This window comes from Pseudomonas sp. B6(2017) (genome assembly GCF_002112765.1).
Classification (GTDB): Bacteria; Pseudomonadota; Gammaproteobacteria; order Pseudomonadales; family Pseudomonadaceae; genus Aquipseudomonas; species Aquipseudomonas piscis.
Window position 1 is genome coordinate 77,618 of the sequence record NZ_NEIQ01000012.1, and the last position, 17,453, is coordinate 95,070.

Annotated in this window: 21 protein-coding genes; 15 read left to right on the top strand and 6 right to left on the bottom strand. The window is 64.7% G+C overall.

Annotated elements, in window-relative coordinates:
* Positions 1 to 14 precede the first annotated feature (14 nt).
* From CAG11_RS20890 to CAG11_RS20915, 6 genes are all read left to right on the top strand, one after another.
* A complete protein-coding gene (locus CAG11_RS20890) occupies positions 15 to 1,031 on the top strand; it encodes an AraC family transcriptional regulator (RefSeq protein WP_085597857.1) in 1,017 nt (338 codons plus the stop codon).
* A 158-nt stretch (positions 1,032 to 1,189) separates the two neighbouring features.
* Complete coding sequence (locus CAG11_RS20895) at positions 1,190 to 2,551, top strand: FAD-binding oxidoreductase (RefSeq protein WP_085597743.1); 1,362 nt, start codon at positions 1,190 to 1,192, stop codon at positions 2,549 to 2,551.
* Positions 2,552 to 2,634: 83 nt separating this feature from the next.
* Positions 2,635 to 3,237 (top strand): TetR/AcrR family transcriptional regulator, encoded by a 603-nt coding sequence (locus CAG11_RS20900; protein ID WP_085597744.1) that lies wholly within the window; start codon positions 2,635 to 2,637, stop codon positions 3,235 to 3,237.
* Positions 3,238 to 3,256: 19 nt separating this feature from the next.
* Positions 3,257 to 4,009: a DUF3313 family protein gene (locus tag CAG11_RS20905; protein ID WP_085597745.1), complete on the top strand. Its 753-nt coding sequence runs from the start codon at positions 3,257 to 3,259 to the stop codon at positions 4,007 to 4,009.
* Positions 4,010 to 4,068: 59 nt separating this feature from the next.
* Complete coding sequence (locus CAG11_RS20910; protein WP_022644365.1) at positions 4,069 to 4,347, top strand: transporter suffix domain-containing protein; 279 nt, start codon at positions 4,069 to 4,071, stop codon at positions 4,345 to 4,347.
* Positions 4,344 to 4,652 carry a hypothetical protein gene (locus tag CAG11_RS20915; RefSeq protein ID WP_085597746.1) on the top strand — a complete coding sequence of 103 codons (309 nt, stop codon included), beginning with the start codon at positions 4,344 to 4,346 and terminating at the stop codon, positions 4,650 to 4,652. The genes CAG11_RS20910 and CAG11_RS20915 overlap by 4 nt, the downstream gene beginning before the upstream one ends.
* A 39-nt stretch (positions 4,653 to 4,691) precedes the next feature.
* On the opposite strand, the gene CAG11_RS20920 is transcribed toward CAG11_RS20915, so the two are convergent.
* Positions 4,692 to 5,033, bottom strand: coding sequence for a hypothetical protein (locus CAG11_RS20920; RefSeq protein ID WP_085597747.1), 342 nt, complete (start codon positions 5,031 to 5,033; stop codon positions 4,692 to 4,694).
* Between the two features lie 238 nt (positions 5,034 to 5,271).
* Between CAG11_RS20920 and CAG11_RS20925 the strand changes: the two genes are divergently transcribed.
* Positions 5,272 to 5,520, top strand: a complete 249-nt coding sequence (locus CAG11_RS20925) for a hypothetical protein (RefSeq protein WP_022644362.1) — start codon at positions 5,272 to 5,274, stop codon at positions 5,518 to 5,520.
* Between the two features lie 66 nt (positions 5,521 to 5,586).
* On the opposite strand, the gene CAG11_RS20930 is transcribed toward CAG11_RS20925, so the two are convergent.
* Together CAG11_RS20930 and CAG11_RS20935 are read right to left on the bottom strand one after the other, a co-directional pair.
* Positions 5,587 to 6,021, bottom strand: a complete 435-nt coding sequence (locus CAG11_RS20930; RefSeq protein WP_085597748.1) for a nuclear transport factor 2 family protein — start codon at positions 6,019 to 6,021, stop codon at positions 5,587 to 5,589.
* A 73-nt stretch (positions 6,022 to 6,094) separates the two neighbouring features.
* Complete coding sequence (locus CAG11_RS20935) at positions 6,095 to 6,814, bottom strand: SGNH/GDSL hydrolase family protein (RefSeq protein WP_085597749.1); 720 nt, start codon at positions 6,812 to 6,814, stop codon at positions 6,095 to 6,097.
* Between the two features lie 125 nt (positions 6,815 to 6,939).
* On the opposite strand from CAG11_RS20935, the gene CAG11_RS20940 reads away from it, so the two are divergent.
* Both CAG11_RS20940 and CAG11_RS20945 read left to right on the top strand, forming a co-directional pair.
* Complete coding sequence (locus CAG11_RS20940; protein WP_085597750.1) at positions 6,940 to 7,563, top strand: TetR/AcrR family transcriptional regulator; 624 nt, start codon at positions 6,940 to 6,942, stop codon at positions 7,561 to 7,563.
* Positions 7,564 to 7,691: 128 nt separating this feature from the next.
* Positions 7,692 to 8,255 carry a transcriptional regulator gene (locus CAG11_RS20945; RefSeq protein WP_085597751.1) on the top strand — a complete coding sequence of 188 codons (564 nt, stop codon included), beginning with the start codon at positions 7,692 to 7,694 and terminating at the stop codon, positions 8,253 to 8,255.
* 342 nt (positions 8,256 to 8,597) lie between these two features.
* Here the strand turns inward: CAG11_RS20945 and CAG11_RS20950 are convergent, their stop codons facing one another.
* Complete coding sequence (locus CAG11_RS20950) at positions 8,598 to 9,920, bottom strand: MFS transporter (protein ID WP_085597752.1); 1,323 nt, start codon at positions 9,918 to 9,920, stop codon at positions 8,598 to 8,600.
* 26 nt (positions 9,921 to 9,946) lie between these two features.
* Positions 9,947 to 11,122 (bottom strand): M20 aminoacylase family protein, encoded by a 1,176-nt coding sequence (locus tag CAG11_RS20955; protein ID WP_085597753.1) that lies wholly within the window; start codon positions 11,120 to 11,122, stop codon positions 9,947 to 9,949.
* 143 nt (positions 11,123 to 11,265) lie between these two features.
* Between CAG11_RS20955 and CAG11_RS20960 the strand changes: the two genes are divergently transcribed.
* The 3 genes from CAG11_RS20960 (at position 11,266) to CAG11_RS20970 (ending at position 14,797) form a co-directional block, all read left to right on the top strand.
* A complete protein-coding gene (locus CAG11_RS20960; RefSeq protein ID WP_085597754.1) occupies positions 11,266 to 12,216 on the top strand; it encodes a LysR family transcriptional regulator in 951 nt (316 codons plus the stop codon).
* 86 nt (positions 12,217 to 12,302) lie between these two features.
* Entirely contained in the window at positions 12,303 to 12,683 is a 381-nt protein-coding gene (locus CAG11_RS20965; RefSeq protein ID WP_085597755.1) for a RidA family protein, read from the top strand.
* 113 nt (positions 12,684 to 12,796) lie between these two features.
* Positions 12,797 to 14,797: a U32 family peptidase gene (locus tag CAG11_RS20970; protein ID WP_085597756.1), complete on the top strand. Its 2,001-nt coding sequence runs from the start codon at positions 12,797 to 12,799 to the stop codon at positions 14,795 to 14,797.
* Between the two features lie 240 nt (positions 14,798 to 15,037).
* Here CAG11_RS20970 and CAG11_RS20975 read toward each other — a convergent pair whose 3' ends face one another.
* Positions 15,038 to 15,229, bottom strand: a complete 192-nt coding sequence (locus CAG11_RS20975) for a PLD nuclease N-terminal domain-containing protein (protein WP_022644352.1) — start codon at positions 15,227 to 15,229, stop codon at positions 15,038 to 15,040.
* Positions 15,230 to 15,530: 301 nt separating this feature from the next.
* On the opposite strand from CAG11_RS20975, the gene CAG11_RS20980 reads away from it, so the two are divergent.
* The 3 genes from CAG11_RS20980 to CAG11_RS20990 all read left to right on the top strand — a co-directional run bounded on the left by CAG11_RS20980 (position 15,531) and on the right by CAG11_RS20990 (position 17,421).
* The gene (locus CAG11_RS20980; RefSeq protein ID WP_177409155.1) at positions 15,531 to 16,226 is read left to right on the top strand and encodes a peptidoglycan DD-metalloendopeptidase family protein; all 696 of its coding nucleotides are present in this window, start codon (positions 15,531 to 15,533) and stop codon (positions 16,224 to 16,226) included.
* Positions 16,227 to 16,311: 85 nt separating this feature from the next.
* The gene (locus tag CAG11_RS20985) at positions 16,312 to 16,782 is read left to right on the top strand and encodes a YbaK/EbsC family protein (protein WP_085597757.1); all 471 of its coding nucleotides are present in this window, start codon (positions 16,312 to 16,314) and stop codon (positions 16,780 to 16,782) included.
* A 249-nt stretch (positions 16,783 to 17,031) separates the two neighbouring features.
* The gene (locus CAG11_RS20990; RefSeq protein ID WP_256578654.1) at positions 17,032 to 17,421 is read left to right on the top strand and encodes a hypothetical protein; all 390 of its coding nucleotides are present in this window, start codon (positions 17,032 to 17,034) and stop codon (positions 17,419 to 17,421) included.
* Positions 17,422 to 17,453 lie beyond the last annotated feature (32 nt).

Sequence of the window (17,453 nt, forward strand, 5' to 3'; positions counted from 1 at the left end):
CCCCCGACCGACCCATGTTTCGTCCCCCCACCCAGGCCTGGCCGGTGCGCACGGTGCTGTCCGAGGATTTCTTCCGGCGCTTCAGTCCACTGTTCGCCCCGCACCTGGAAGCGCTCGGCATCGATGACCTGCTGTTGCAACAGGCCGACGTGGAGATTCCGGGAGAGCAATACATCGCCCTGTGGGAGGCGGCCAGCAAGGACAACCCCAATATCGGCCTGGAGCTGGGCGGCCGGACCGAGGCCAATGACTTCGGCGCCCTGGGCCATGCGCTGCATTGCGCCACCAGCGTCGAGATGGCATTGCGCACGCTGCAGCGCTTCATCGTGGTGTTCTCCCAGGAGTCGACCATCAACGTGCAGTGCAATGCCCGCTCGGCCAGTGTCGAGTACCTGGTCAATGCCCCGGCCATTCTCTATCGCCGACAGGACTCGGAGTTCGCCATCGCCTCCATCCTGCGCCAGTTCGAGCTGATCACAGGCAGCGCGATCAAGCCACTGCGGGTGGACTTCGAGCATGACAAGCCGGCGGATATCTCGGTGCACAAGCGGGTATTCCAGTGCCCGGTGCATTTTCGCCAGCCATCGAACCGCATCCATTTCGCCGCCGATGCCATGCGCCTGCCGGTGGCCCACGGCAACGAGCGCCTGTACCAGGCCCTGGTGCCCTACCTGGAGCAGGAACGCCAGAACCGCAGTATCGGCGACGAGATCCTGCTCCAGGTCTCGCACCTGATCGCGACCGGCATGAGCAGCGGCGCCCTGTCACTGGATGACGTCAGCCAGCAACTGGGGCTCAACCGGCGCACGCTGCAACGCCGCCTGAAGGATCAGGACATCGAGTTTTCTTCGCTGACCGAGGACGTGCGCCGAGACATGGCCATGGCCTACATGCGGGGCTCGGACTATTCGGTGACCGAGATCTCGCTGCTGGTGGGTTATGCCGAATCCAGCTCCTTCACCCGCGCCTTCCGCCGCTGGACCGGCTTGTCGCCGCAGCAGTACCGCGCTTCCTGCCTGCCCCAGGGGTGAGTCCCCTGCCACCGGCGCGCCAACGCTGACGCGATCGGCCGGCCAGACTGGCACCGCCGGACAATTCGCCGGAACACCGGCTGGTTACCCTCAAGGCTCGCCCCCTGCCTGCTCCTGGTGCGTGGCAGGCGGCATCCCCCGGCCAAGAGAACAACAATATGACCTTGATCCAAGACCCACTGCGAAGCCCCCAATCCTTCTGGCAGCACGCCTATGGCGACTATCAGGCCAACCCTGCGCTGGACGAGGACCTGAATGTCGATGTCGCGGTGGTCGGCGGCGGCTTCACCGGGCTCAACAGCGCCTGGCAGTTCAAGCAGGACAACCCCAACGCCCGGGTGGTGGTGGTCGAAGCGGCGGTCATCGGCTTCGGGGCCAGCGGTCGCAATGCCGGCTTCAGCACCAAGCTGTTCGGCCTGGAGCCGGAACTGGTGCTGCTGCGCTGGGGCAAGCAAAAGATGATCGATGCCCACCACTACCTGAAGCTGGCGGTGGCTCATACCCGCGAGCTGATCGAGACCCATGCCCTGGGTAGCGACTATCGCCACACGGGGCTGGTACGCATCAGCTACTCGCCGAAGCAGTCGCAGCGCATGCGCAAGACCTACCAGTTGTTCCAGGACCTGGGCCTGGACAGCGACATGCAATGGCGGGAAGCGGCCCAGGTCCGGGACGATTTCGATTCGCCGCGCTTCAACGATGCCATCTACGAATCCGATACCGGCTACCTGGACCCGTGCAAACAGGTCCGCGGACTCAAGGCCCTGGCCGAGGCGGCCGGGGTGAGGATCCATGAGCTGACCCCGGTCAGCGCGATCCAGCCTGCGGCAGGCGCGGTGATCCTGCAGACTCCCGGCGGGCGGATCCGCGCCGACAAGGTGGTGCTGGCGACCAACGCCTATTCACGCCAGGTCCCCGGGCCCGAGCAACTCAAGGAACGCCAGTTTCCCCTCTGGACCTACCAGGTCGTTACCGAGCCCTTGAGCCCGGCCATCTGGGACAGCATCGGCTGGCAGCAACGCCAGGCCTTCGGCGATAACCGGCAGATGCTGCATTACTTCAGGCCCACCCTCGACGGCCGGATCGTCATGGGCGGTGGCGACGTGATCGCCCAGCGCAGCCCGGCCATGCAGGACGCGCCCTCGCCCAGCACCTGGCAGCACTGCGAGGCGCACCTGAAGTGGATCTACCCGCAGTTGGCGAACACCAGGATCGACTACCGCTGGGGCGGACCGGTATCGGTGAACCTGGACATGGTGCCGCAGATCAGCTTCATCGGTGACGAGCGCATCATCTATTCCGGTGGCTGCTTCGGCCATGGCGTGGCCCTGACCCACCTCAACGGCCGCACCATTGCCGACCTGCTCAATGGGTACAAGACCGAGCTGACGGACTTCTGGATCGTCAACCGCAAGTCGATCGCCATGCCCGGCGATACCCTGGCGTTCTGGGGCGGCAAGGTCGCACGCCGGGCGCTCAAGGCCTGGGATTGGTGGGAGGAGCGCGAACTCAGGGCCTGACATGGCCGATCACCGACCATTGACGGAGCGAATGGGCTGCCAACATAATGCGACTATTCAGTCCGATTATTAAGCAACTTCCCATGGCCCGTACCCGCAACGAACAACTGCATGAACAGCGCCGCGAACAGATCCTGTTGGCGGCCGCCCGTGTCTTCAAGGAAAAGGGCTTCCATGGCGCCCGCACCGAGGACATCTGCCAACGGGCGGGCATGAGTGCCGGCGCGGTGTTCCGCTATTTCCGCGACAAGCGCGAGATCATCGATGCGATCGTCGAGATCGAGATCGAGCGCTACACCAACCAGGTCCGGCAACTGCTCAGCAAGGAAGGCCTGCATGCGCTGGCCAGGATCAGCGCCGAGGAACTGCTGGCCGAACTGCATTCAGGAGAACTGGATCTCAGCCTGGACAGCTGGCTGGAAGTGACCCGTGGCAACCAGCACGGCCGGATGATCGAAATGGACCAGCGGATGCGCATCGAGCTGGGCGAGCTCCTGGCCACCGGACAGCGTGAAGGCTGGATTCGCCCCGAACTGTCGCCCCTGGGTGCGGCGGGCCTGGTGTTTTCCCTGTTCAGCGGCCTGTGGCTGGAGCTGAGCCTGGGCCTGGCCATCGACGCCAACCAGGCCGCAACAGCCCTGGGCGATTTCGTCCGGACCTACCTGCTTACTCCTCAATCTCAATGAAACCCAGGATCGCCACACTATGCAGAACCCTCTCTCGCGCCTGTCCACCGCCCGTGCCCGGGGCGGCCAGGGCATCAACGAAAAACGCCCCTCGCCGATGGGCTTTTTTTTGCCCAATAACGAGACGAAGTACTCCGTTTATTTTTCACCAAGCCAGCTCAAGAACCGTCATTGGCTACTGATCGCGATCGCCGTCCTCCTGCTCAGCGCTTGCACTACTCCCCAGGTCACGCGCTCGGGCCAGGCCAGGAGCTACCAGGGGCTGCACAAGATCGGTGAGCACGGCATGGGGATCACTCCCCAGGCGGCTCGCGGCGGGCACTATGCCCAGGTCCTGGTGGCACCGCTGCAAGTAACGGCGGCAGTCGCCCGGCAGGTCGCTCCCGAGGTAGCGCTGGAAGTCGAACGCACCCTGCGTCAATCCCTGGAAGCCGAGTTGAGCCGCAGCTTCATGCTTACACCGCGCAACCCTGGCGCCGACACCCTGATAGTCAGGACCCGCATCACCCGGGTCGCTGAAGCCTCGCCGGTCATCAATGCCATGACCACCCTGCTGCTGGGCCCGGTGAAGAACGGTGGACTGTCCGTGGAGTTCGAAGCCGTCGATGGCCGCAGCGGGCAACAACAAGCCTTGTTGCTACTGGCCGACGATGCCGGGTTCGCGGACATCCTCGACAGCTACCAACGCGCCGCCCATGCCCGGGCCCTGGCACGAAGATTCGCCGGTGAAGCGGCTGGCTTCTTCTCTCCACTCGGGCGTGCTGCCCGCTAAGACGAATCGGTGCGAGGGGCGGCGCAGGTTCGCCGTAACCTGGCAACAAGAGGTTGGACATGAAAGAAAAAACCACGGGGTTGCGGAAAAAAATTGGCTTGTCGCTGCTGGCGCTGGTGTTGCTTTACTGGATCGCGCTGCCTATCTTGCCGTTCCTCGAGATACCCCATAAGGCCCTGGTCATTCCCTCCCTGGCGCTGTTCGGCGAACTGCTGACCCTGGTGGTCATGGCCATCCTCGGCAAGGAATACTGGGGACAACTCAAGCTCGGGGCCCGGCGGTTGTTGCGCCGCCACGAAAAACAACCGCCAACCACGGATGACAAGCAAACACCATGAACCAGCCCCCTGCCCTCGACGCCCGCACGGTTTGCCAACGCCTGCGCGAAGCCGCCCTGGGCACCCATCGGCTACAGGTGCTGGATCGACCATGCAAGACTGATCCCCTCAGGGTGGATATCGAGGGTTGGCGCCTGATGCTGGAACTGGACGCTGGCCGTTTGCTGCACTGCCAGAGCTGCCAGGCCCCCGGAGGGTTGCAATGGCAACTCGACACCCGGCAACGCTTCGGTACCGATCCGGTCAGCCTGCTCAGCACTTGGGAACTGGCCCGGATCGAACACCTGCTCGAAACGGCGGGTTGAATCCGCCCCGGGCACACCAGGGCGACTCATTTCAGCCGGTTACAGGCAATCCTGGGCGGCCCGGGAAAAGTTCGAGGGCGCAAAGCTCGACGCCAGCAAATGGCGCTCGTACAGGAACACCTTGCCGCCATTGGGCGCCTTGTACGCCTCCAGCACGTTGTTGGCCGCCACTTTGCTGGGCACTACGATCCGGTAGCTGCGCTGGGTCTGGGAAACCGTGGGGGCCAGCGCCTGCTCACGTAATTTGGGCACTACGCAATCAGCGTATTCGGCGGGAGTCTTGTTCGTCTGCATGACCAGGGTCGGGTCGTTCGGGGCCGTGGCGCAGGCGCTCAGCAGCAGGGAACCTAGGGTCAAGGCAACAACGGGTGCAACACGCATCGGTGAAATCCTGGAAAAGTCTGGTTCGGTGCACAGCGGTTCGGCGTCACGGCGCCGCCGCTGCGTTCATCAATGGACTCCAGACGCCAGGGGGCGGCGTCTGTGACGGTGGCGATTTTCCCTGATTGGCGGGCGCAGCAGAATAGGTGTTTCTTGATTGTCACTATTACTTGAACCGATAGTTACGCCACGTGCAGACTGCCTGACAGCCCGAATACAAATAGAAAAGGAAATCCCCGTGCGAACTTTTGACCTGATTCGTGATGCCGTCTTGCCGGAATTCCGTGAGCGAGTGGCCGACTATCTCATCGACTATGAAACCGCCCTGGGCGATAGCGCGACCGACTCGCAAGAGCGACGCGCCGTTGCCTACCAGTTGCGTGGCTACCTGCGCGGCTTGAACACCACCCGGGTCCTGGGCATGGCTGACTGGGAAGAACTCGACCGGCGAGTGGTGGCGTCCTGGCTGAGCCAGCCACCAGCCTGAAGCCCCTGCCCGGCCAGACAGCACTCGGCGGCGGCCGATGGCACGCCGCCCCCGGATGCGAAAGTCCTAGGCCCCGGACTTGCTGGCGGCCAGGTAGGCCCCCAGGCGCCGGCCCATCTCTTCGCCCAATGCCTGCAACCCGCTCATGGGCCGAACCATCACCTCGAACTCGACGATCTTGCCGTGCTCATCGAAGCGGATCATGTCGATCCCCTTGAGCTGCCGGTCGCCGACCCGTGCGCTGAACTCCAGCACCACGCTCAAGCCGTCGGCCGTGGCCAGTTGCCGGTGGTAGGCAAAATCCTCGAAGACTTGCAGCACCGTGCGCAAGATGCTCGCCACCACGGGAGCCCCGGGATAGGCGGTGTGGGCCATGGGCGAACGGAACAGCACATTGGCGTCGAGCAACTCGGGCAGGTCGCCGAGATCCTCGCGTTCGACCATCGCGTGCCAGCGTTTCAAGGAAGCGTCGGCCTGGGGATGCAGTTTCAATGCGGACATCGGGTTCTCCTATCCAGCTTCAAGGGTACGTCTCAAGAACCCTCGGCCCGGTCGGTCCGGGAGCGAGGGCGTTTCAGGCGCCAACCGGCGCGGCAAAACGTTGGCGCAGCAAGGTCGCGGACTGCTCGGCCCAGATCCGGTAGGCCGGTGCTCCGGGATGAAAACCATCAGCGGCCAGCAGGCTGGCATCCAGTGGTAGAGAGTCGCCCAGCAGCGTCAGCTGGGGCTGATCCCGGCTCCACTGTTCCAGCAGGCGATTGAAGTGCCGCGCCCTGCTTCCCAGGTACCAGCGCAAAGGCTGCGGCAAGGCGATGAAGGCATGCATCGGTGGCAGGCGTGAGAGCAAAACCTGATGTACCCGGAATCGTTGCCGCAGGCGCTGTACCAGCGTCGCCAGGCACGCCAGCCAAGCCTCGGCGGTAATCGCGCTGGTGACGTCGTTGACTCCTACACACACCAGTACCGCATCGAAGCCTTGCCCGGGGCTGTCTTCGATCCTGCGCAACAATTGCCGGGTATCGAGGCCAGCCTCGGCCAGCAGTTGCCAGGACAGGCTGAAGTCACGGGCCAGGCAGGTCGCCAGCTGGCCGGCCAGGGCATCGTCCTGGTGGCTCACGCCGACGCCGGCGGCGGCCGAATCACCGACGACCAGCAGGCGCAGGGATGGGCCTTGGCCACAGCTGCCGGCTCGCGGGCCCTGGGGCTCGGGCAGCCTGGGGGTGCACCGACGCACATACAGCCCCTGGGCCAGCAGCAGCGGCCCCAGGACGATCCTGGACAGGCTCTCGATCATGATCCATGCACCCGATGGCAGTGGTGGCACGCAGGCTACGGCGCAATCTTAACAGCGTCAAGATTCTTCCTCATGCTAAGATTCGCCGCGCTCCAGCCCTTCTGTCCGACCTTTTCGAGCCATGCATGACCAAGAATTCCCCGCGCTCGCGCGACTCCTACCACGTGGGCAACCTGGCGCCGCAGTTGCTGGACGCCGCCCGGACGCTGCTCGAGGAAGTAGGCCCGACCCGGCTGTCGTTGCGGGCGGTGTCCGAGCGGGTCGGCGTCAGCTCCACTGCCGCCTACCACCACTTCGCCAACCGCACGCAGTTGATCGGCAGCCTGGCGGCCCAGGGGTTTCGCGAGCTGGCGGCGGTGCTGGTACTCAAGGACCGCGACAGCGGCGGCGTGCAACGATTGCGCAGCGCCTGCCTGAGCTATTTCAGCTTCGCCCGGGGCAATCCCGCGTTGTACCAGCTGATGTTCGGCCCGGAGTTCGCCGGCGGCGACATGCCACCGGAACTGGGCAGCGCCCGCGAGCAGGCCTTCGGTGAACTGCGGCGGATCATCGCCGGCCTGCTGGAGCAGGATGTGCAGAGCGCCGAGGTACGCCGGGCCGCCCTCGCCGGCTGGTCCTACACCCACGGCCTGGCGTCCCTGGTGATCCACGCAGTGCTGGACTTCCCCGAGGGCACCAGCGACGAGCGCTTCGTCGACAGCACCCTGCAAGGCTTGCAACAGCTGTTCCGGGCCAGCAATCCGGGCTGAGCCCCAGGCGATCAGCGGCAAAAGCCCGCTGGAACGATCATTTTCCTGGCCGAAGCGGTCATTTACGTTGAAGCCAACGACTATTTCTGCACAATGCGTGCAATTGAAAACTGACTAGAGGCCCACTGATGCTCTTGACCTCTCAAGACGAACGACTCATCAAGGCGCTGGCCCAGGCCATCGTCGACCGTCCGCGGGCGACCCTCAAGGAGCTGGCGGAACTCGCCGGAGTGAGCAAGGCCACCCTGCACCGCTTCTGCGGCACGCGCGACAAGCTGTTGCAGATGATGGAAGACCATGGGCAAGGCGTGCTCAAACGCATCATCGACGGTACCGACCTGCAACATGACGAACCCGTGGCCGCCCTGCGCACGTTGGTCAGCGAACACCTGGCCCACCGCGAGATGCTGGTGTTCCTGTTGTTCCAATACCGTCCCGACACCATGCTCAACGATGGCGAGGACGAGCGCTGGCAGTTCTACACCGATGCCCTGGATGCGTTCTTCCTGCGAGGCCAGCAACTGGGGGTGTTCCGTATCGACATCACCGCCCAGGTGTTCACCGAGCTGTTCCTGACCCTGATCTTCGGCATCGTCGATGCCGAGCGCCGTGGCCGCGCGGCCAGCGCCAACTCGGCCAATGTGGTGGAGCAGATGTTCCTCCACGGCGCCATCGCCACCAAGCCTGCCTGAGCCCTCACCTCTTGCTCCGGTGCCTTGCCGGAGCATAAAAAAGCCCCGCGGCCCTGGGGCCAACGGGGCAAAACTGGCTGGTTGCGGCCAACCAAAGGAGCTGGACCGGCAAATCCATCCGTACCATGGCCCCTGGCAGAGCGACGCGGCCATGGCACTGCGTGCTGCTGGAGCCCCAGGGACGGTGTCAGCGCCTTCCCTGCGCACACGGATTGCCGATGAAACGCCCGGAGCGGTTCCGGACTGGAGCGAAGATACTTTCATGGCTCCAATGAGTCAATATTGACTCACATGAATCATAAAAATATCCAACGATCCTGCCCCTGACTACCACCTCGCCGCTCAGTCCAGCTCCTTGCCTGCCGTTTCAGGCGCCAGCTTCAGCCCCGCCAGGCACAGCATGATCGCCGCGAACATGTACCAGGCCGGAGCATTGGGGCTACCCGTAAGGCTCACCAGGCCAGTGGCGAACAGCTGGGTAAAGCCGCCGAATACCGCCACACCGAGGCAATAGCAGATGGACATGCCGCTGGCCCGTATGCGCGCCGGGAACAGCTCCGGCAGCAGCGCCATGTTGGGCACTATGGTGTAGGTCAACGGGATGCTGAGCAGCGTCACCAGCGCCAGCAGCACACCGATATGCGGGTGCTGGTTGATCAGCAGGAACGCCGGGTAGATCGCCAGCAGCAGGATCGGCAGAGGCCAGAAGATCGACTTGCGCCGGCCAATGCGATCGCTCAAGCGCCCGGCATGGGCCGACAACAGCAAGGGTGGCAGGCAAGCGAAGATGGCAGCCCAGGTGGCGATCCCCAGGGGCATGTGCAACACGCTGATGGCGTGGTTCGCCAGGTAGAACTGAATGGTGTAGATCGGCACCGTGGCGCCGATCACCAGCAGCACTCCCGCCGCCAGTTGCCGGGGGTGGCCCAACAGCAGCCTGAGGGAATGGGCGGCGGTATCGCCGTGGCGCCCCTGGTGCCGGTGTACCGGGGGCTCCGGCAACCGGTGGCGGATGTATTCGCTTACCGGAATGGCCAGGATGCCGATGGCGAACACCAGCCTCCAGCCCCAGCTGTCCATGGCCTCGGCGCTCAGCAGGTTGCTCAGGGTCATCACCAGTACACCGCCAAAGACGATGCCCAGGCTCTGGCTGAAGGTTTGCCAACTGCAGTAGTAGCCCCGTGAATGCTTGTCCGCATACTCCATCAGCAGGGTGGTGGAGCTGCCGATCTGCCCGCCCACGGCGAACCCCTGGATCAGCCGCGCGATGATGATCAGCGCCGGTCCGAGCAGGCCAGCCTGGGCATAGGTCGGTGCCACGGTGAACAACAGCGAGCCCGTGGCCATCAACCACAGCGTCAGGCGCAATGCCGCCTTGCGTCCGGCGTGGTCGGCATACAGGCCGATGACCAGGCCACCCAGCGGGCGCATGACGAAGCCGGTGCCGAACACGGCCAGCGACAGCATCAATGGAATCAGCGAATCATCGCCGAAGGGAAAGAACAGCCGCGCCATCAGGGTCGCCAGCATGCTGTAGACCAGGAAGTCGTAGAACTCCAGGGCGTTGCCCAGGCAGATGGCGGCAATCGCTCGAGGGTTCTTCACCAAGGGAGGGGCATGGCAGGTATCGGTGATGGAGTTGATGGTTGTTTTTGTTGTTGTCATCGATGGTTCCTCTCAGGGTGTTCGGTTCAGGTCAGGAAACGCTGGGCCAGGCGCACCCAGAAACTGGCCCCCAAGGGCAAGGCCTGATCGTTGAAGTCGTATCCGGGGTGGTGTACCTCGCAACCGCCGGCGCCATCGCCGTTGCCGATCAGCAGATAGCAGCCGGGCACGCGCTCCAGCCAGAAGGCGAAATCGTCGCTGGCGCAGATCGGCCGCATGTCCGGCACCAGCCCCTCCTCACCCAGCCAGTCGCGGATCACCTGGGCGGCCAGTGCACTGGCGCCCGGATCGTTGACCAGCACGGGGTAGCCCTCGCCGAAGATCACCTCGGCCCTGGCGCCGAAACTGCTGGCATGCAGCTCGGCCAGGCTCTTGATCCGCTGCCTGAGCATCTGCCGGACCTCAGGCTGCAGGGCCCGGACGCTCAAGCGCAGTTCCGCGCGTTGCGGTATGACATTGGCCGCGTCGCCAGCCAGGAAGGCCCCGACGGTGACGATGGCGGTCTCGCTGGGCGGCGCGTTGCGCGAGACCAGGCTCTGCAGGGCCATGACCAGCGAGGCGCCGACCACCACCGGGTCCTGGGTCTTGTCGGGCATCGCGCCGTGGCCGCCGGCGCCGTGGATCAGGATCACGATGTTATCGGTACTGGCCATGCATGGCCCGGCCAGCACCCCGAACTTGCCCAGGGGCATGCCCGGCGAATTGTGCAGGGCGAAGATGGCGTCGCAGGGAAATCGCTCGAATACCTGCTCTTCGAGCATGTGCCTGGCCCCGGAGCCGCCATGGCCCTCCTCGGCGGGCTGGAAGAACAACTGCAGAGTCCCGCGCCAGGCAGGTTTGCGAGCCAGCTCCCAGGCCGCCGCCAGGAGCATCGCGATGTGCCCGTCATGGCCGCAGGCGTGCATCTTGCCCGGGATGCGGCTGCGCCAGGGGCGCTCGCCCTGCTCCTGGATCGGCAGCGCATCGAGTTCGGCACGCAACCCCAGGCGCGGGCCCTGGCCATTGCGCAGGGTGGCCACCAACGCGGTGCCGGCCATGGCCGGGTGGATCTGGTAGCCCCACTCTTGCAGGCACTGGGCCACGCGCTCGCGGGTGAGGAATTCTTCATGGCCCAACTCCGGCTGGGCATGGATCGCCCGGCGCAGCTCGATCATGGCCGGGGTGATTTCGGCGATGCCGGGGGTTATCCAGCTTTCATGCATGGGGAATGTCCTGAGTGACAAGGAAAGCCTGCAACGGCGATTGGACCGGTCTTGGCCCAGTGGCTAACCTAGCGCCGGAAAAAGCCCGGCATAAGCCGCAAATACGTTGTCGTGACAACCTTTGGTATTCAGGGGAAAGCGCCGTGAAGCTACATCAACTGCAAGCCTTGCTGGCCGTTGCCGAAGGCGGTGGGATTCGCGCCGCCGCGCGTATCCTGGGGTTGTCCCAGGCCGCGGTGACCCGAGCCTTGCGCGAACTGGAGGAGGAACAAGGCCTGGCCTTGCTGGTGCGCCATACCGGGGGCGCCAGGCTGACGCCGGCAGGCAAGGTGCTGCTCCCCCACGCCAGCCAGATCGCCAGCCAGTTGCAGCGGGCCCAGCACGAACTGGCGCAGTTGCGCGGCGCAACCCCGGCGCGGCTGTGCGTAGGCGTCACCCCCTGGCTGGGCCAGACCCTGCTCGCGCCGACGCTGCGGGCATTCCGCCTGGCGCTGCCCTCAGTCCAGCTGGAGATCTATGAAGGCCTGCAGGCAGTGAGCCTGCCATTGCTGCGCAGCGGCTTGATGCACCTCGCCCTGGGCCCGGCCAGCACCCTGCCGGCCCAGGAATTCGTCCACCAGCCCCTGGTTCGCTACCGCATGCAGGTCCTGGCTTCCTGTGGGCATCCGCGCGGCACGGCGCGCTCCCTGGGCGAGCTGCTGGAGGACGACTGGGTGATGAATTTCGGCCCCTCCGGCCCTGCCCCGCTGGTCCAGCAGTTGTTCGAGCGCCACGGCTGGAGCATCGCCGCCGGGCGTATCGTCGGCGCCCAGTCCAGTGCCATGCTCAGCAGCCTGATCGTGGATGCCGGCATGCTTGGGTATTCACCGGAGCCCATGCTGCTGTGCGCCCCCCTGCGGGGCCGGGCCCAGGCCCTGGACCTGGTCGAACCGCTGGAAGAAGCGCAAGTCAGCGTGATCCACCTGCGCGACCAGCCGCTGGACACCGCCGCGCTGTGCTTCGTCCAGTGCCTGCAGGACAGCCTGAAGGCCTGCGGCCGCTCCCGCAGCCCCGAGCAGCGCCAGCTGGCGGGGATGCTCGAGCTGCTCTTCTGAGCCCCTCACCGCGTACGCCTCGACTGGTAAATGCCGCCATTGATGGCATCATGCGAGGCCCGTTTTCCCAAGGACAAGAAAAGCCCATGGCCAACCACGATATCTCCTTCCTGCCCGACCCGGACGCCGACTCCATTTCTTCCGACGTTGCCGGCTTCGGCGGCCTGCTGGTCTCCACCCAGATTCCGACCCATGCCGACGGCAGCCTGGAGCTGGGCGACATCACCCGGCAAAGCGAGTGCACCCTGCAAGCGCTGAAAGTGGCCCTGGAACGCGCCGGCAGCTCCATGGACCGGGTCCTGCACCTGACCATCTACCTCACCGACATGGCTGACCGCCCAGCCTTCAACGAGGTCTACCAGCGTTTCTTCGCCAAGCCCTGGCCGGTACGCGCGGCCGTTGGCGTGGCGGCGCTGGCGGTTCCCGGCATGCGTGTGGAAGTCACCGCGATGGCCGCCAAGGCCTGACGCCAAGCGGCTGCGCCAGGTGCGCAGCCGCCACCGGGCAGTACACGGGTGCCGGGCAAGCGTTTCGCCGCTACAATGCGCGCCTTGCCCCTGATAAGCCTGATTAGAAAAACATGTCCTTGCCCAAACACCACCTCGAACTGCTCAGCCCTGCCCGCGATGTCGGTATCGCCCGCGAAGCCATCCTGCATGGCGCCGACGCGGTCTACATCGGTGGCCCGAGTTTCGGCGCCCGCCACAACGCCAGCAACGAGGTGAGCGAGATCGCCCAGCTGGTGGAGTTCGCCCGCCGCTATCACGCCCGGGTGTTCACCACCCTCAACACCATCCTCCATGACAACGAACTGGAACCGGCGCGCAAGCTGATCCACCAGTTGTACGACGCTGGTGTCGACGCGCTGATCGTCCAGGACCTGGGGGTGATGGAGCTGGACATCCCGCCCATCGAACTGCATGCCAGCACCCAGACCGATATCCGCACCCTGGCCCGGGCCAAGTTCCTCGACCAGGCCGGTTTCTCCCAGCTGGTACTGGCCCGCGAGCTGAACCTCAAGGAAATCAGCGCCATCGCCGCCGAGACCGACGCGGCCATCGAATTCTTCATCCACGGCGCCCTGTGCGTGGCCTTCTCCGGCCAGTGCAACATCTCCCACGCCCAGACTGGCCGCAGCGCCAACCGTGGCGACTGCTCCCAGGCCTGCCGCCTGCCCTATACCCTGAAGGACGAGCACGGCGGGGTGATTGCCTACGAGAAGCACTTGCTGTCGATGAAGGACAACAACCAGAGCGCCAACATCCGCGCCCTGGTCGAGGCCGGGGTACGCTCGTTCAAGATCGAGGGACGCTACAAGGATGTGGGTTATGTGAAGAACATCACCGCCTACTACCGCCAGCGCCTGGACGATGTGCTGGAGGACCGTCCGGACCTGGCCCGCGCTTCCAGCGGCCGCACCGCACACTTCTTCGTTCCCGATCCGGACAAGACCTTCCACCGTGGCAGTACCGACTATTTCGTCAGCGAGCGCAAGATCGACATCGGTGCGTTCGACTCACCGACGTTCACCGGCCTGCCGGTGGGCGTGGTGGAAAAGGTCGGCAAGCGTGACCTGCAAGTGGTGACCTTCGAGCCGCTGTCCAACGGTGACGGCCTCAACCTGCTGGTCAAGCGCGAAGTGGTGGGTTTCCGCGCCAACATCGCCGAAGCCCGTGGCGAGTTCGAGGAAGACGGTGAAAAACGCTATCGCTATCGCGTCGAGCCCAACGAGATGCCCGAGGGCCTGCACCGCCTGCGTCCCAACCATCCGCTGAGCCGCAACCTGGACCACAACTGGCAACAGGCCCTGACCCGCACCTCCGCCGAACGTCGCATCGGCCTGGCCTGGCAGGCTCGCCTGCGCGAAGAGCGCCTGGAACTGAGTGCCACCAGTGAAGAAGGCATCGGTATCAGCGTCGCCCTGGACGGTCCCTTCGGCGTAGCCAACAAGCCGGAGCAGGCCCTGGAGCAATTGCGCGACCTGCTGGGCCAGCTGGGCACCACCTGCTACCACGCCACCGACATCAAGCTGGATGCGCCCCAGGCCTACTTCATCCCCAACTCCCAGCTCAAGGCCCTGCGCCGGGAAGCCATCGAGGCCCTGGACGCCGCGCGTATCGCCGCCCACCCCCGGGGCTCGCGCAAAGCCGAGAGCAACCCGCCACCGGTCTACCCCGAATCGCACCTGTCGTTCCTGGCCAACGTCTACAACCAGAAGGCCCGTGACTTCTACCACCGCCACGGGGTGCAGTTGATCGACGCGGCCTTCGAAGCCCACGAGGAACACGGCGAAGTACCGGTGATGATCACCAAGCATTGCCTGCGCTTCTCCTTCAACCTGTGCCCCAAGCAGGCCAAGGGCGTGACGGGGGTGCGCACCAAGGTGGCACCGATGCAGCTGGTGCACGGTGACGAGGTGCTGACCCTGAAGTTCGACTGCAAGCCTTGCGAAATGCACGTGGTGGGCAAGATCAAGGGCCATATCCTCGACTTGCCGCTGCCCGGCAGCGCCGCAGACTCGGTGGTTGGCCATATCAGCCCCGAGGACCTGCTCAAGACCATCCACCGCGCGCCGCACTGACAGCTGGGCGAGCGCGGCGCAATGCCGTCGCGCTCGCGGCTCCGATCAGGGGCCACATCTGCCGACGGCATCCCCGGCTACAGCGCTGTCGGCCCCCCCCAGAAAGCTCCAGATGCCACAGCTGCCACAGCTGCCAGCCCATGCCATGGGCGATATCCGTCGCGCTCTACCTTTTCCGGCACCGCAAGCCGCCCCGGCTGTGCCGACCAGCGCGCCTCAGTCTCTGCCCGCCCCGGGATGCTAACCATGCGCTTGCCTTGGGCCCACGCATAACCAGAGCAAGAACCCCAGCAGCGGGACGAAGATGATCACCACTAGCCATGCCCCCTTGTTTTCGGAGCTGGCCCCGCTACGCAGCAGGCTCTTGATGGCCCAGAACTCGATCAGCAAGACGATGACGGCCAACGCGATCCAGATGTATTCGATGTGCATGGATTTCCTCCCGGTCTGTACTTGCTTAGGAAGGAACCTTTAGCCGGGGTTCAGTTTGATTGACCCGGGGCGTCACGACGGAGCCGGCGAACCAGGGCTATCTGGCGGGAGCAGGAGTCAGGCCACTATGGCCATGGCGGCTTTTTTTCCGACGGCGGGAGTTCGAAGCCTGTTGCGGTGGTCTACTACGCGCCGAGCGTTCGGCAAACAGGTATAGTTGCCGGCTTCGTCGCCCAGCGATTGGATTCAGCGCTGGCCGTGCGTTCCGGGCCCAGGCCCATCAAGACAGAATGGATAGCGTGTGTTCGCAAGATTCATATTCATTGCCCTGCTGCTGGCCCTCTCGGCCTGCAGCTCCAACTCATCCAGCTCCGGGCCTCTGAAGGCCGGGGAGTACCGGGTCAAGCGCGGCGATACCCTGTATTCCATCGCCAGCCGCAACGGCACGAACTGGAAGGAAGTGGCGCGACTCAACGGCCTGAAGGCGCCCTATACCGTGGAAGTCGGCCAGGTGCTGAAGGTTGGCGGCAGCACGCCCAGGACGACCCGGGTGGCCAGCAGCAAGACACGAACCTCCAGCAGCCGGAGCAAGGCCCCGCCGCCCCCGCCGCCGATGCCCAAGGTCACCCTCAAGGGCTGGACCTGGCCACTGCGTGGAGTGCTGATCGGACGTTTCTCGCCCACCGGCAAGCTCAACCAGGGCATCCGCATCGCCACCACCCAGGGCCAGCCGATCCACGCCAGCCTGGGCGGCAAGGTCGCGTTCGCCGGCTACATGCGTGGCTACGGCAACCTGATGATCCTCCAGCACGGCCCGTCCTACACCAGCACCTATGCCTACAACAGCAAGCTGGTGGTCAAGGAAGGCCAGATGGTGATCAAGGGCCAGAAGATCGCCGAGGCCGGCTCCCAGGACACCGATCGCGCCCAGCTGTACTTCGAGATCCGCGCCAACGGCGTGCCGGTGGACCCGTTGCGCTTGCTGCCACCGGGCTGAGTGCCCAGCCCAGCGGTTCATACGACCCCAGGCCGTGGCGCTGGCGCCAGCTATTCTCCGCCTTCCCATCCCAGGAGAAATTCCCATGAGCATCAGTAAACGAGCCCAACAGTTCCAGGACCTGCTCCACCAGCGTGGACTCGACCTGACGGTACAAGAACTCCCGGACTCGACCCGCACCGCCGACGACGCGGCCAACGCCCTGGGCTGCGAAAAAGCCCAGATCGTCAAATCCCTGGTGTTTCGGGGCACGCTCGACACGCCTGTGCTGGTCCTCGCCAGCGGTCCCAACCGAGTCAATGAGCAAGCCATTTCCCGTTTGCTCGGCGACAAGATCACCAAGGCCGACGCCGATTTCGTCAAGCAGGTGACCGGCTTCGCCATCGGGGGCGTGCCACCGCTCGGGCATCGGCAGGAACTCAAGCTGTTGGTCGATGAAGACCTGCTGAACTTCGATGAAGTCTGGGCCGCCGCCGGCACCCCCAATGCCGTGTTCCGGATTACCGGCCCACTGACCGCCATCCTGCCCAGGCACCAGGTGATCTGCGTCAAGTAGCCAAGCAGCGAATGCACCCGCGATCTACCCGACGCCTTGCCGCGTCGGGCGCCTCTGGAATCGGTTGACGACTGTCGAGCCGGCGTTTCTAATGCGTCGCCCCACGCAAGTCCCCATTCCAACGACAGGTGCAGGATGCACGTTCCACTCAATTGCGCAGTTCACGACGATTTGCAGCCCCCACTGCCAGCCAGTCTCCGGTTTCATCCCACACCCCGCTCGTTTGCTCCTTTCATCAGGGGCGCGCTATTGGCCCTGACGACGTTCGCACTCCATGGCTGCGTGGGCGCCTGGGTGGACATGCCTGAGGAACAGGTATCGAAGACTGCTGCCCACCGACGACTGATCGAAAATGCCATAACGCCCGTCATCACGCGCACGCAGAAGAACTCGCCCGAACGACAATGGTGTGGCGCCACACTCCTGGTGGTGATCCTGCCGATCCCGCTCAAGCTGCCGGTGTGCGAGTCCTACAGCAATGCCATCGCCTACGGCAACGACATCAACGGCACTGAGGTACCCCTGCTGCGCTCGAGCCGCAAGATCAGTTCGGACTTCCATGCCTGCGGCCCCTTCATGTTCCTCGGCCCCCTGATGCACGGCTACCAGGGTAATGCGCTCTGCGGAACATTCCGCTAATCGCGCTTGCGCCATCCCGTGGGTTGAAGATG